The organism is Actinomadura napierensis (assembly GCF_039529375.1).
GTDB classification, from domain to species: Bacteria; Actinomycetota; Actinomycetes; order Streptosporangiales; family Streptosporangiaceae; genus Spirillospora; species Spirillospora napierensis.
The window spans coordinates 58,358-73,410 of the sequence record NZ_BAAAMR010000047.1; the positions used below are offsets into that span (position 1 = coordinate 58,358).

Consider the following 15,053-nt stretch of genomic DNA (forward strand, 5'->3'; position numbering starts at 1 on the left):
CGCGTCGGACCCGTTCCGCACCCACCCCTGACGGAGGAATGCCCATGACCGAACCGACCATCGACACCGTCCCGCCGGGGGACGCCGTCGCGCCTGGGGACGCCGCCGCGCCGGAAGCGCCGTCGGCCGACCGGCTGCGGACCTGGCTCGCGGGCCGGGTCGCCTACTACCTGGAGCGGGAGCCGGCGGAAATCGACGACGACGCCCCGCTGACCTCCTACGGACTGGACTCGGTCTACGCCTTCTCCATCTGCGGCGACATCGAGGACGCCTTCGGGCTCCTGGTCGATCCCACGCTGGTGTGGGACCACGACAGCGTCGCGGCGCTGGCCGCGCACCTGGCCGGGGCCGCCCGGGACACCGGGGCGGCGGGGCCGCACCCGCGAACGCACTCTCACTAGGGGACACCTCATGCACGACACCAAGATCGACAGCGTGGTCATCCTCGGCGGCGGCACGGCCGGCTGGATGACCGCCTCCTACCTCGGCAAGGCCCTGCAGGGCACCGCGCGGATCACCGTGCTGGAGGCCCCGGGCATCCCCAGGATCGGCGTGGGGGAGGCCACCGTGCCGAACCTGCAGAAGACCTTCTTCGACTACCTCGGGCTCCCGGAGGAGGAGTGGATGCCCGAGTGCAACGCCGCGTTCAAGATGGCGGTGAAGTTCGTCAACTGGCGCACGCCGGGGGAGTCCAGCCCGGTCGCCCGCGAGGACGGGCACGGCAGCGACCACTTCTACCACCCGTTCGGGCTGCTGCCCGACCACGACCAGATCCCGCTGTCGCACTACTGGTACAACGAGCGCCACCACGGCCGGACCGACGAGCCGTTCGACTACGCCTGCTTCCGGGAACCGGCCATCATGGACGCCAAGCGCGCCCCGCGCGACGCGGAGGGCCGTCCGGCGACCCGGTACGCCTGGCACTTCGACGCCCACCTGGTGGCCGACTTCCTGCGCAGGTTCGCCACCGGCAAGCAAGGCGTGATCCACGTCGAGGACCAGCTCGAGGACGTCGAGAAGGACGAGCGCGGCTTCGTCACCGCGCTGACCACCAAGGGCGGCAAGCGGCTGGAGGGGCAGCTGTTCATCGACTGCTCGGGCTTCCGCAGCCTGCTGATGAACAAGGCGATGGGCGAGCCGTTCCTCGACATGGGCGACCATCTGCCGTGCGACGGCGCGGTGGCGGCCCAGGTGCCGCACGACGACGAGGCGCACGGCGTGGAGCCCTACACCTCGGCCATCGCGATGAGCAGCGGCTGGGCCTGGAAGATCCCGATGCTGGGCCGCTTCGGCACCGGCTACGTCTTCTCCAGCAGGTTCCAGTCCCGCGAGGACGCGACCGCCGAGTTCTGCGCGATGTGGAACCTGGACCCGGAGACCACGCCCCTGAACCAGGTGAGCTTCCGGGTCGGCCGGAACGAGCGCACCTGGGTCAAGAACTGCGTCGGCATCGGGCTGTCCTCGTTCTTCCTGGAGCCGCTGGAGTCCACCGGGATCTACTTCATCACCGCGGCGATCTACCAGCTGGTCAAGCACTTCCCGGACACCGGGTTCGACCAGGCCCTCATCGACTCGTTCAACGAGGAGATCGCGGTCATGTTCGACGACACCCGCGACTTCATCCAGGCGCACTTCTTCCTGTCGCCGCGCGTCGACACCCCGTTCTGGCGGGCGACCAAGGACATCCACCTGCCGGAGAACATCCGGCGGAAGGTCGAGATGTACAAGGCGGGGCTGCCGGTCAACCCGCCGGTGACCGACGAGGGCACCTACTACGGGAACTTCGAGGCCGAGTTCCGCAACTTCTGGACCAACGGCAGCTACTACTGCATCTTCGCGGGGCTCGGCGTGACCCCCGACCACCCGCTGCCGCTGCTGGCGCACAAGCCCGAGTCCATCAAGGGCGCTCTGCCGCTGTTCGGCCAGGTCAAGCAGGTGCAGCGGGAGCTGGTGGAGTCGCTGCCCGGCAACTACGAGTACCTGCGGAGGCTGCACGGCCGGTGACCGGCGGGCACGCGTCCCCCTGAGCCGAGGCCGGGGCGGCCGCGCGTCTCAGGGTCCCCCTGATTTTCCTCAGGGGGACCCTGGTTCGTCCCGGGAGACCTGGCCCCTCCGCACGCCACCCGCTAATGTTTGTTGGCATGTGCAAGAGGTTGACATGGGCATCGGGGATCTGACGGGAGACGACCTGGTGAAGGTGCTGGCGACGCTCGCCAATCCGCACCGGATACGGGTGATCGCGGTCCTGTCGAAGCAACGGAACTATGTGAGCCAGTTGGCCCGGGACCTGGGCATCAGCCGGGCCCTCTTGCAGGTCCACCTGCGCAAGCTGGAAGCGGTCGGGCTGGTGACGGCCACCCTCGAGTTGTCGGAGGACGGGAAGGCGATGAAGTACTACGAGGTCGCGCCCTTCGCGCTGAACCTCACCCCGGAGGCCTGCGCGGCGGCGGCCGAGACGCTGGCGCCGCGCGACGGGGACGCCGGGGACGCGCGGAAGGAGCCCCGCGATGGGTGACTCGTGGATCCTCGAGGACGTCGTCTCGGTCGTCGGCGTGTTCGTCCTGCTCACCACCGTGATCACGGTGGGCATCCGGCAGTACGCGGGCGTGAGGCGGGCCAGGGCGGAGGCCGACCGCGACCAGGACCACCGCAGGCTGGCCGAGACCGCCCTGCTCCTCCAGGAGAACACCGAGCTCCAGCTCCGCGAGATCGCCGTCCAGCTCGCCGACATCGGCGCCCGGGTGGAATCGCTGGAACGCATCCTCAAGGAGGTCGAGTAACGGCCCTCGCGTGATCTGGGCCGCCGAGCGGCAACTCGGCGACCCAGCAATGGAAGACGCATCACCCCCCGCCCGCGGGCGGGGGCCGCAGAGAACGCGCCTCCATGGAAAGGAGAGCAGCTCATGCTGCTCAATGGCAAGTCGATCAGCGACGGTGCCGGCGACTCCGATCCACATGAACTCTCTCTCCCGCTGAGCGGCTGGCTGCTGCGCATCGCCCGGGGAACCGGGCGGCGCCCCGCCCTGGAGGTCTACTCCGGGGCCGGTTTCGAGGACGTCTCGGTCGCCGCGGTCATGGGCCCCGCCCTGCTGCGCGGGGCCCGCCGCGGCCGCAGGCTCGGGCGCCCCTGGTCACTGGCCTGGGGGCAGATCCCGCTGAGCACGGACGCCGTCGAGGTGGTGTTCCGCAGGCGGCAGCGGTCCGTCCCCGCCCGCCCGGCCGTCCTGCTGGACCGCTTCTGGGTGGCCGAGGTCGGCCTGGCGTGCCGGTCGGTCACCGTCTGGGCCGGCCAGGTCCAGGCGACCGCGCGGGTCATGGCGGCGTGATCCGCCGCGCGGGCTCCGTACCGCGCGGACGTCGAAGAGCTGACCGAGGAGAGACGAGCATGTCCGAGAATCCCCCCGCACCGTCCGGGGACGCCGACGCGGCGCCCGGAAGGCCGGCCCCGCCACCGGCGGCCGGACCCGGCTCAGAGGCCGATCCCGGCTCCGAGGCAGGAGCCGCCGCGGAGAGCGGACCCGGCTCCGGGACCGTCCCCGAGCCGTCCCGCGAGCCCGCGGCCGAGACCGTCGCGGAAGACGCCGCCGAACCGACCACCGCTTCCGAACCCGAGCCCGCTCCGTCCAAGCCCGAGCCTGCTCCCGCCTCTGGCGCGAAGCCGGTGCGGCCGCCGGTGGTGGAACGGGTCGTGGCATGGTCGGCGCGGCACAAGTGGCCGGTCATCGCCGCATGGTTCGGCCTCGTCGTGATCGCGTTCGTGCTCAGCGGCCTGGTCACCGGCGACCAGGCGCACACCACCGGGCCCGGTGAGGCCGGGCGCGGGCAGCGGATCCTGAACGAGCAGGACGTGGACGGAGCGGCGCGCGAGAACGTGCTCGTCCAGGAGAGGACGCCGGGCGGGGCGTTCGCCTCCGATCCGAAGCTGCGGCAGGCGACCCAGGACCTGGTCGCGGCGCTGAAGACCACACCCGTGTCGGGGGTCCTGTCGCCGCTGGACCCGGGCTCGGGCAAGCGGCTGATCTCCGCCGACGGGAGGGCGGGCCTGGTCGTCTTCGAGATGACGGGCACCGACGACGAGAAGGACGCCAGGTTCGACGCGTCGAAGAAGGCCGTCGACTCGGTCCGCGGCAAGTACCCGGACGTGCGGATCGCGCAGGCCGGCGACCGCAGCATCGCCAAGGCGACCGACGAGGTCTACGGCCGGGACTACCAGCGCTCGGAGATGCTGTCGCTGCCGCTCACCCTGCTCATCCTCGTGGTGGTCTTCGGCGCGCTGATCGCCGCCGGGATCCCCGTCCTGCTGTCGCTGTCGGCGGTGGTCGCCACCGTCAGCCTGGTCCAGGTCATCAAGCAGTTCATGCCGATCAACAGCACCGTGGCCTCGATGGTGCTGCTGATCGGCATGGCGGTCGGCATCGACTACTCCCTGTTCTACCTGCGCCGCGAGCGCGAGGAGCGGGCCGCGGGGCGGACGGTGGGGGAGGCGCTGCGGATCACCGCCCGCACCTCGGGCCGCGCGGTCGTGATGTCGGGCGTCACGGTGATGCTCTGCCTGTCCGGGCTGTTCGTCACCGGCATCGACGTCTTCCGCGGCATGGCGGTCGGCACACTCCTGGTGGTCGGCCTCACCGTGGTCGGCTCGGTGACGGTGCTGCCGGCGCTGCTGGCCGCGCTGGGCCGCTGGGTGGACCGGGGCCGGATCCCGTGGCTCGGCGAGCGCCGCACGGCCGCCGGCGAGTCCCGGGTCTGGGCGGCGATCGCCCGCGCGGTGGTCCGGCGGCCGGTGCTGCTCGGCGGCGTCGCGGCGGTGCTGCTGGGCCTGCTGGCGATCCCCGCGTTCAGCATGCGGTTGCAGGACCCGGCGCTCACCAACGACCTGCCGCGCAGCAACGCGACGGTCGACGCGGCGGCGCGCATCCAGGAGGAGTTCCCGGGCGGGCCCTCCCCGGCCGAGGTCGTCGTCTGGGGCGACCGGGCGCACGACCCGGCGGTGGCGAAGGCCGTCGACGGGCTGCACCGGGAGGTCGCGGCGAGCGGCGGCGCGCTGGGCGAGCCGATCCAGGTCGACCAGGTGGGGAAGGTGCTGGTGGTGAACGTGCCGCTGGCGGGCTCGGGGTCGGACGCCGCGTCCACGCGGGCGCTGGAGGTGCTCCGGGACAAGGCGCTGCCGGCGACGCTCGGCAAGGTGGACGGGATCCACTACGCGGTCACCGGCACGACCGCCGGTCCGCACGACTTCGCGGCCCGGCTGCACGGCCGCACGCCGATCGTGTTCGCGTTCGTGCTCGCGCTGGCGTTCGTGCTGCTGCTCGCGGCGTTCCGGTCGGTGGCGATCCCGCTGGTGTCGATCGCGCTGAACCTGCTGTCGGTCGGCGCCGCCTACGGGGTGGTGACCTGGGTCTTCCAGGACGGCCATCTCACCTCGGTGCTCGACTTCACCTCCTACGGCGCGGTGCTGAGCTGGCTGCCGCTGTTCATGTTCGTCATGCTGTTCGGGCTGAGCATGGACTACCACATCTTCATCCTCAGCCGGATCCGCGAGCGGCGCCTCGGCGGCGCCGCGCACCGCGACTCGATCGTCGGCGGCATCGCCGGCAGCGCCGGGGTGGTGACCAGCGCGGCGGTGGTGATGGTCGCGGTGTTCACGATCTTCACCACGCTGTCGGCCATCGAGTACAAGATGTTCGGCGTGGGGATGTCGGTCGCGATCCTGCTCGACGCCACCATCGTGCGCGGCGTGCTGCTTCCGGCGATCATGACCCTGCTCGGCCGCGCCACCTGGGCCATGCCGGGCTGGCTGCGCCGGCTCCCCGGCGACGACGCGGGCGCGCACGCCGCCGCGGCCGTCCCCGCGCCGCCGGACGCGTCCCCGGCGGGGACCGGCGGAGGCGGGCCCGAGACCGCGGTGAAGACCGCGCGATGATAGGGCGAATATAGCTCCGCGGCGCACACTCGGGTCCTTACCGGGCCGAGGGGAGTGCGGTCATGGGCACCAGCGAAAGCGGGTCCGTCGAGCGCGGTGATCTACGCGCGGAACTGCTCCGGCGGCGGCTTCAGGGCCGCCGCCGGAGCAGCGGACGGCGGGGCTCGATCCGGCCGGCCGACCGTTCTGCGCCGCTGCGGCTCTCGGCCGGGCAACTGCAGATGTGGTTCCTCAACCGGCTGGAGCCCGGCAGCGACGAGTACCTGATCCCCCTGGCGCTGCGCCTGCGGGGCCCGCTCGACACGGACGCCTTCCTGCGGACGTGGGAACGGCTCCTCGCGCGTCACGAGATCCTGCGGACCCGCTACGAGTCGCTCGACGGCGAGCCCGTCCAGGTGGTGGACCCGCCGCGCCGGGCGGACCCGGCCGTCGAGGACCTGTCCGGCCTGCCGGACGGGGAACGCCTCGCCGCCGCGAAGGCCCGTATCGCGGCCGAGTCGCGGACCGGGATGGACCTGGAGCGGGAATGGCCGATCCGCGCCCGGCTGTTGGAACTGGCGCCCGACGACCGCATCCTGGTCGTGGTCGTCCACCACATCGCCTGCGACGCGTGGTCCACCCGGCTCTTCGCCGAAGAGGTGAAGGCCCTCTACACCGGCCTCGTCACGGCGGAGCCGGTGGACGCGCCGGGTCCGCTGGACGCCCTCCCCGTCCAGTACGCGGACTACGCCGCGTGGGAACGGGATCGCATGGCGGGCGAAGCCCTGGAGCGCCATCTGGCGTACTGGCGGGAGAACCTCGGCGGGCTGGGCGTCCTGGACCTGCCGACCGACCGGCCGCGCCCGGCGACGCGCAGCCACGCCGGGGCCCGCCACTCGTTCGCCGTGCCGGACGAGGTGGCGCGAGGCGTCCGCGAGGTGGCCCGCCGCTACGACACCACGCCGTTCACCGTGCTGCTGACCGCCTTCCAGGCGCTGCTCGCCCGCTACACCGGGGCCCGCGACATCGCGGTGGGCACGGTGGTCTCGGGACGCGGCCGACCCGAACTGCAGCGGCTGATCGGCTACGTGGTCAACAGCCTGGTGCTGCGGGCCCGGTGGGACGGCGATCCGGCGTTCGGCGCGCTGCTGGCCGCGGGCCGCGGGACCGTGCTGGCCGCCTTCGATCACCAGGAGGTGCCGTTCCCGCGGCTGGTGGACGAGCTGGCACCCGAGCGCGACCTGTCCCGGACGCCGCTGTTCCAGGTCATGTTCCTCATGCGGAACGAGCCGATCAGCGACTTCGACCTGCCGGGCGTCCGGATGGAGCCGGTGGAGCCGGACGCCACGCGGGCGCGGTGCGACCTGTCGCTGATGGTGGAGGAGGGCGCCGGCGGGACGCTAACCGGCCGCCTCGACTACGCCACCGCGCTCTTCGACTCATCCACCGCCGAGCGGATGATGGACCACTACGTCCGGCTGCTGGGCGCGGCCGTGGCGGAGCCGGACCGCCCGCTGTCCCGGCTGCCGATGCTCGGGGACGCCGAGGTGGCCCGGATCGTCGGGGAGGGGCGGGCGGAGGAGCCGCGGGAGCGGCGCTGCGTTCACGAGATCTTCGCCGAACGGGCGGCCGCGGCACCGGAGGCGGTTGCGGTGGTGGCGGGACGCGCCGAGCTGACGTACGGAGAGCTGGACGTCCGGGCCAACCGGATCGCGCACCGTCTGCGGGCGCGCGGCGTCGGTCCCGAGGACATCGTCGGTGTCTGCCTGGAACCGGGGACCGACCTGGTCCCCGCGCTGCTGGGGGTGCTGAAGGCGGGAGCGGCCTACCTGCCGCTCGACCCGTCCCACCCCGGCGAACGGCTCGCGTTCATGCTGCGCGACGCCGGTGCGGCGCTCGTCGTGACCGACGGCGCGCATGCCGGCGCGTTCGGGAACCGGGCGATGGCGGTGCTGGACGGCGAGCAGGAGCGGGCCGCGATCGAGGCGCAACCGGCGGTGCCGCCGAAGGTGCCCGCCGATCCCGACGGGCTGATGTACGTGATCTACACGTCGGGCTCCACAGGGCGGCCCAAGGGCGTCTGCGTCACGCACGACTGCGTCGCGCGGCTGATGGCCGTGGGACGCCGGTATTACGGCTTCGACGAGACCGACGTATGGCCGCTGTTCCACTCCTTCGCCTTCGACGTCTCCGTCTGGGAGATGTGGGGGGCACTGCTGTACGGCGGCCGACTGGTCATGGTCCCGCGCGAGGTGACCCGTTCGCCCGGCGACCTGCTGGACCTGCTGGTGGAGCACCGGGTCACGGTCCTCAACCAGACCCCGTCGGCGTTCGGCGGGCTGGTGGCCGCGGCGGCGGCCGGGGACCCGCGGCCACCGGCGGCGCTGCGCGTGGTCATCTTCGCGGGGGAGCGGCTGGACGCGCCGGCGCTCGCGCCCTGGACGGACAGGGCCGGGCTCGACCGGCCGGTGCTGGCGAACATGTACGGCATCACCGAGACGACCGTGCACGCCGCGTTCCACCGGGTCGTCCCGGCCGACCTGGACCCGGCGACCGGCGACCGGATCGGCCGGCCGCTGGACGACCTGCGGATCCACCTGCTCGATGAGCACGGCACCCTCGTGCCGGACGGGGTCGCGGGAGAGATCCACGTCGGCGGCCCCGGCCTCGCCCGCGGCTACCTCGGGCGGCCGGCGCTGACGGCGGAGCGGTTCGTGCCCGACCCGTTCGGGCCGCCGGGCGCGCGCCTGTACCGCAGCGGCGACCTCGCCCGCCGGGCGCCGGACGGCGGCCTGCTGTTCCTCGGCCGCGCCGACGACCAGGTGAAGATCCGCGGGTACCGGGTCGAGCCGGGCGAGGTGCGGGCGGTGCTGCTGTCGCATCCGGAGGTGCGGGACGCGGCGGTCGTCGCGGAGGACGGGGCGCTGGCGGCCTATGTCGTCGGCGGTGGGACGGCCGGTCTGCGCGAGCACTGCGCGGTCCGGTTGCCCGGGTACATGGTCCCGGCGGCGTTCGTCGCGCTGGACCGGCTGCCGTTGACGGCCAACGGCAAGCTCGACCGGCGCGCCCTGCCCGCCCCGGACCGCCGGGCGCTGGCCGCGGAAGGCGAGCCCGTGCCGCCCCGGACCGTCACCGAGGAGCGGGTCGCCGCCGGCTACCGCGAGGTGCTGGGCATCGAGACGGTCGGGGTCGAGGACTCTTTCTTCGACCTGGGCGGCGACTCGATCCGCGCGGTCGCGCTGGCGGGCGCGCTGCGCGCCGCGGGCTGGGACGTCTCGGTCAAGGACGTGTTCGAGCTCCGCACCGTGGCGGCCCTGGGCGAGCTGGTGACGGGGCGTCCCCCCGTCGAGCCGGACCCGCCGGTGGAGCCGTTCGCGCTGGTCCCGGCGGCGGACCTGGTCGCGCTGCCGCCCGGCCTGGCGGACGCCTACCCGATGTCGCAGACCCAGATCGGGATGGTCGTCGACATGCTGGCGCACGATCGCCGGGGCAGCTACCACAACGTCGCCTCCTGCCGGGTGCGCGACGACGGGCCGCTCGATCCGGAGGCGCTGCGGGAGGCCGCGCGGATCGTCGCCGACCGCCACGAGGTGCTCCGGACCTCGTTCGATCTCACCGCGTTCTCGGTGCCGATGCAGCTCGTCCACGCCACCGCGCGGATCCCGGTGGAGGAGGACGACCTGCGCGGCCTGGACGGGCCCGCGCTGCGCCGCGCGTTCGGCGCCTTCCACGAGCGCGAGCGCGCCCGCTTCTTCGACCTGGGGCGGCCGCCGATGCTGCGGCTGCACGCGCACGCGACCGACGACGGCTGGTGGCTGTCGATCACCGAGTTCCACGCGATCATCGAGGGCTGGAGCTACCACTCGCTGCTGATGGAGCTGCTGGAGTGCTACCGGGGCGTCCGTTCGGGCCGCGGGCCCGGGGCGCACGCCCGCCCCTCCGTCCGGTACGCCGACTCGATCGCCGCCGAGCTGCGGTCGCTGGAGTCGGAGGAGGACCGCGCCTACTGGCGCGAGGTGGTCGGCGGCCGTCCCGCCTTCACGCTTCCCGAAGCGTGGGCGGACCCGGACGCGCCGCGCGAGGACTACCGCGTCTCCGTCCCGTTCCACGATCTGGAAGAGGGCCTGCGGAGACTGGCCGCCGCGTCGCGCGCCTCCCTGAAGAGCGTGCTGGCCGCCGCGCACCTGAAGGTATTGAGCCAACTCGCCCGGGAACCGGAGTTCACCAGCGGCCTCGTCGTGCATGTGCGGCCGGAGGCGGCGGGCGCGGACCGGGTCTACGGCATGCATCTCAACACCGTCCCGTTCGCCTTCCGGCGCGGCGCGCGGACGTGGCGCGAGCTCGTCCGGGAGGTCTTCGAGGGGGAGGCCGCGCTCTGGCCGCACCGGCACTACCCGATGCCGGCCGTCCAGCGCGACGCGGGCGGCGGTGAGCGGCTCATCAACGTGCTGTTCAACCACGTCGACTTCCACCAGCTGGACGACGACGTCTTCGACCTCGGCAGCAGCATCGCGCCGGGTACCACCGAGTTCGACCTCGCCGTGACCACCCTGGCCGGTCACATCGGGCTCAAGGCGAACACCCGCGTCCTCGGCCGCGCCGCCGCCGGCAGGCTCGCCTCGATGTACCGGGACGTCCTGGAGTCGATGGCGGACGACCCGGACGGCGACGCCCGGCCGGCGTTCCTGCCACCGGGCGAGCGGGAGCGGGCGGCGGCTCGGAACCGGACCGGGCGGGCGATGCGCGAGGCGATGCTGCCCGAGCGGTTCGCCGAGCGGGTCGCGGCCGTCCCGGACGCCGTGGCGGTGGTGGCGGGCGAGACGTCGTGGTCGTACGCCGAGCTGGACGCCAGGGCCGGGCGGATCGCCGGGCACCTGCGCGGCCGGGGCGGCGGGCGCGGCTCGGTCGTGGGAGTGCTCGTGGAGCGGGGGCCTGAGCTGGTCGCGGCGCTGCTGGGCGTGTGGCGGGCGGGGGCGGCCTACTTGCCGCTGGACTCCGCGCTTCCACAGGAACGGCTGGACCTCGTGCTGTCCGACGCGGGCGCCGAGATCCTGCTGACGGACGCCGACCTGCCGTCGATCGATGCCGCGCCGGTGGCCGGGACGCCCCGTCCCGATCCCGCTGACCTGGCGTACGTGATCTATACGTCCGGATCGACCGGCGCGCCGAAGGGCGTGCAGGTCACCCACGGCGGGCTGGCCAACCACGTGGGCTGGGCGGCGGAAGCGCTGATCGGCGGCGAGGAAGGTGAGGACGGTGAAGGCGGGGGAGCGCCGCTGTTCTCCTCCGTGGCGTTCGACCTGGTCGTGCCGAATCTGTGGGCCCCGCTCGTCACGGGACGGCGGGTCTGCCTTCTGCCGCCCGACCTGGACCTGGCGGACCTCGGCGCGCGGCTGGCGGACGCCGGGCCGTTCGACTTCGTCAAGCTGACCCCGAGCCACCTCGACGCGCTCACCCACCAGCTGACGCCGGACCAGTCGGCCGGGCTCGCCCGGACGGTGCTCGTGGCGGGCGAGGCGTTCCCCGGGGCGTCCGCGCGCCGCTGGTTGGAGCTGCTCGGGCCGGGGCGGCTGGTCAACGAGTACGGCCCCACCGAGGCCACCGTCGGCACCTGCGTGCATCCCGTCGACCGTCCGCCGCGCGAGGAGGTCGTCCCGATCGGCCGGGCGCTGCCGAACGTCGCGATGTACGTCCTCGACGGTGACATGTTCCCGGTCCCGGAGGGCGTGGTGGGCGAGCTGTACGTCGGCGGCCGCGGTGTCGCCCGCGGGTATCTCGGGCGGCCGGCGCTGACGGCGGAGCGGTTCGTGCCCGACCCGTTCGGCGGGCCGGGGGAGCGGCTCTACCGCACCGGTGACCTGGCGCGGGTGAACGCCGAGGGGACGGTGGAGTTCGCGGGCCGCACGGACGACCAGGTGAAGATCCGCGGGTACCGGGTCGAGCCGGGCGAGGTGCGTGCGGTGCTGCTGTCGCATCCGGAAGTGCGGGACGCGGCGGTCATGGCGGAGGACGGTGCGCTGGTCGCCTATGTCGTCGCCGGTGAAACGGTGGGTCTGCGCGAGCATTGCGCGGTCCGGTTGCCCGACTACATGGTCCCGGCGGCGTTCGTCGCGCTGGACCGGCTGCCGCTGACGGCCAACGGCAAGCTCGACCGGCGCGCCCTGCCGCGCGTCCGGCCGCCGGAACGGCCCCATGTCGCGCCGCGCACACCGGACGAGGAACGCGTCGCGGAGACCTGGTGCGCGGCCCTCGGCGTCGACCGGGTCGGGGTCGAGGACTCCTTCTTCGACCTGGGCGGCGACTCGATCCGTGCGGTGGCGCTCGTGGGGGCGCTAAGGGCGGCGGGCTGGGACGTGTCGGTGCGCGACGTGTTCGACCGCCGCACGGTGGCGGCGCTGTGCGAGCTGATGACGGGGCGTCCGCCGGCCCGGCCCGAGCCACCGGTCGAGCCTTTCGCGCTGGTCCCGGCGGCGGACCGAGCCGCGCTGCGGCCCGGCCTGGTGGACGCCTACCCCATGTCGCAGACCCAGACCGGCATGGTCGTGGAGATGCTCGCCGACCAGGACCTGAACCGCTACCACAGCGTCTCGTCGTTCCGGATCCGCGACGACCGGCCGGTGGACCTGGCGGCGCTGCGGGAGGCGGCGCGGACGGTCTGCGAACGGCACGAGATGCTGCGGACCTCGTTCGACCTCACCGCGTTCTCGGTGCCGATGCAGCTCGTCCACGCCGAGGCCGAGATCCCCGTCAGCGGACGGGACCTCGCCGGTCTCGACCCTGCGGGACGGGACCGCGACCTCCGCGACTTCCAGGCCCGCGAACGCGCCGCCCCCTTCGACCTCGGGCGGGCGCCGCTGCTGCGGCTCTGCGCGCAGCGGGAGGCCGAGGACGCGGGAGCCTGGTGGCTGACCGTCACCCGGTGCCACGCGATCACCGAGGGCTGGAGCCACTACAACCTGCTGATGGAGCTGCTGGACTGCTACCGGGCCGTCCGGGACGGGCGGGAACCGGCGCCCGCGGGCGCCTCGGCCGTCCGGTACGCCGACTTCATCGCCGCGGAGCAGCGTTCCCTCGCGTCCGACGAGGACCGCGAGTTCTGGACCGCGGTCGTCGAGGGCCGGCCGCGGTTCGCGCTGCCCGCGGCCTGGGGCGACCCCGCCGGCCCGGACCGCCGCTACCGGTTCAGGGTCGCGATCCACGACCTCGAGGGCCCGCTCCGCGACCTGGCCCGGCAGGCCCGGGTGTCGCTGAAGAGCGTGCTGCTGGCGGCACATCTGACGGTCCTCGCCGCGCTGACCGGGGAACGCAAGTTCTACACCGGGCTGGTGTGCGACGCCCGGCCCGAGGCCCTGGGCGCCGACCGGCTCTACGGCATGTACCTCAACACGGTCCCGTTCACGTTCACTCCGGGTGCGCGGACCTGGCGGGACCTGGTCCAGGAGGTGTTCGCCCAGGAGGTCGCGCTCTGGCCGCACCGGCGCTTCCCGCTGCCCGCCATCCAGCGGATCGCGGGCGGCGGGCGGCTGCTGGACGTCTCATTCAACTACCTCGACTTCCACCAGGTCGACACGGGCCTCATCGACGTCGGGCAGGCCCGGGGCGACGGCAACACCGAGTTCGGCCTCGCCGTGACCACGCTCGCCGGCCATCTCGGCCTGAGCAGCCACAGCCGGGTCCTGACCCGCGCCAACGCCGACCGGCTCGCGGCGATGTACCGGTCGGTGCTGGAGGCGATGGCGGCCGGGCCCGACGGCGACGCCCGCGCCGTCCCGCTGCCCGCGGCCGAGCTCGCCCTCCTCGACCGGTGCGCGTCCGGGCCCGGCGCGCCGCCGGACCGGACGCTCCCGGAGCTGTTCGCCGAACAGGTGGCGGCGGCTCCGGACGCCGTGGCCGTGGTGGCGGACGGGGCGTCGTGGTCTTACGCCGAACTGGACACCAGGGCGCGGCGGATCGCGGCGCGGTTGCGCCGGTCCGGGGTGGGCCGCGAGTCGGTGGTCGGGGTGCTGCTGGAGCGCGGGCCCGATCTGGTCGCCGCGCTGCTGGGGATCTGGAAGGCGGGCGCGGCGTATCTCCCGCTGGACCCGTCGCACCCGCCGGAGCGGTCGCGGTTCATGCTGGCCGACGCGGGAGCCGAGCTGCTGCTCACCGACCGGGACGTCGATCTTCCGGTCACGGCGGTGGACGTCGCGGCCGCCGACGACCCGGCGGTGGCGGGCCCCGGTTCCGTCCCTCACCCGGGGGACGCCGCGTACGTCATCTACACCTCGGGATCCACCGGACGCCCCAAGGGTGTGGTCATCGAGCACGCGGGCATCGCCAACCGCGTCCTCTGGACCGCCGGAGCGCACCGGCTGAACCCGGCAGACCGCGTCCTGCAGAAGACCTCGCCCGGCTTCGACGCCGCGGGCTGGGAGATCTTCGCCCCGCTGGTGAGCGGCGGCGCGGTCGTCCTCGCGCCGCCCGGAGCCGAGGCCGACCCGGCCGCCATGGTCCGCGCGGTCGCCGCGCACGAGGTAACCGTCCTCCAGGTCGTGCCGTCGATCCTGCGGCTGCTGGTGGCGGCGCCCGGCTGGCGGCGCTGCACGGCGCTGCGCCTGCTGTTCTCGGCGGGCGAACCCCTCGACGCCGGGCTGTGCGCCCGGATGCTCGACCTGCGCGAGGTGGAGCTGTGGAACACCTACGGCCCCACCGAATGCAGCATCGACGCCACGGCCCAGCGGTTCGACCCGGCCCAGGAGGACGGGCCCGTGCCGATCGGCCGCCCGCTGCCCGGCATGCGCGCGCACGTCCTGGACGGCGCGATGCGGCGGGTGCCGGCCGGTGTCGTGGGCGAACTGTACGTGGGCGGGGTCGGGGTGGCGCGCGGCTACCGCGACCGTCCCGCCCTCACCGCCGAACGCTTCGTCCCCGACCCGTTCGCCGCCGCCGGCGAGCGGCTGTACCGGACCGGGGACCTGGTCCGGCTGCGGGCGGCCGGCGCGCTGGAGTACGTCGGCCGCGCCGACGACCAGGTCAAGGTCAACGGTGTGCGCATCGAACCGGAGGAGGTGGCCGCCGCGCTGCGCGGCCTGCCGGGGATCGCCGACGCGGCCGTGGCGGCCCGCGACGACGGACGGGGCGGCCGGCGGCTGGTGGGGGACGGGGGGGGCGG

At 73.7% G+C, this 15,053-nt stretch carries 7 protein-coding genes; all 7 read left to right on the forward strand.

Annotated elements, in window-relative coordinates; genetic code table 11:
- Nucleotides 1-44: 44 nt before the first annotated feature.
- Nucleotides 45-401, forward strand: a complete 357-nt coding sequence (locus tag ABD296_RS25070; protein WP_344271701.1) for an acyl carrier protein — start codon at nucleotides 45-47, stop codon at nucleotides 399-401.
- 10 nt (nucleotides 402-411) lie between these two features.
- On the forward strand, nucleotides 412-2,004 hold the full coding sequence (locus tag ABD296_RS25075) for a tryptophan halogenase family protein (protein ID WP_344271703.1): 1,593 nt from the start codon (nucleotides 412-414) through the stop codon (nucleotides 2,002-2,004).
- Nucleotides 2,005-2,158: 154 nt separating this feature from the next.
- Nucleotides 2,159-2,515: an ArsR/SmtB family transcription factor gene (locus ABD296_RS25080; protein WP_344271706.1), complete on the forward strand. Its 357-nt coding sequence runs from the start codon at nucleotides 2,159-2,161 to the stop codon at nucleotides 2,513-2,515.
- Nucleotides 2,508-2,780, forward strand: a complete 273-nt coding sequence (locus tag ABD296_RS25085; protein ID WP_344271709.1) for a hypothetical protein — start codon at nucleotides 2,508-2,510, stop codon at nucleotides 2,778-2,780. Before ABD296_RS25080 ends, ABD296_RS25085 begins: the two co-directional genes overlap by 8 nt.
- Before the next feature lie 123 nt (nucleotides 2,781-2,903).
- On the forward strand, nucleotides 2,904-3,326 hold the full coding sequence (locus ABD296_RS25090) for a hypothetical protein (RefSeq protein WP_344271712.1): 423 nt from the start codon (nucleotides 2,904-2,906) through the stop codon (nucleotides 3,324-3,326).
- Between the two features lie 59 nt (nucleotides 3,327-3,385).
- On the forward strand, nucleotides 3,386-5,923 hold the full coding sequence (locus tag ABD296_RS25095; protein WP_344271713.1) for an MMPL family transporter: 2,538 nt from the start codon (nucleotides 3,386-3,388) through the stop codon (nucleotides 5,921-5,923).
- A 62-nt stretch (nucleotides 5,924-5,985) separates the two neighbouring features.
- Nucleotides 5,986-15,053, forward strand: a 9,068-nt coding sequence (locus tag ABD296_RS25100) for a non-ribosomal peptide synthetase (RefSeq protein WP_344271715.1), incomplete at its 3' end; no start/stop codon positions are given.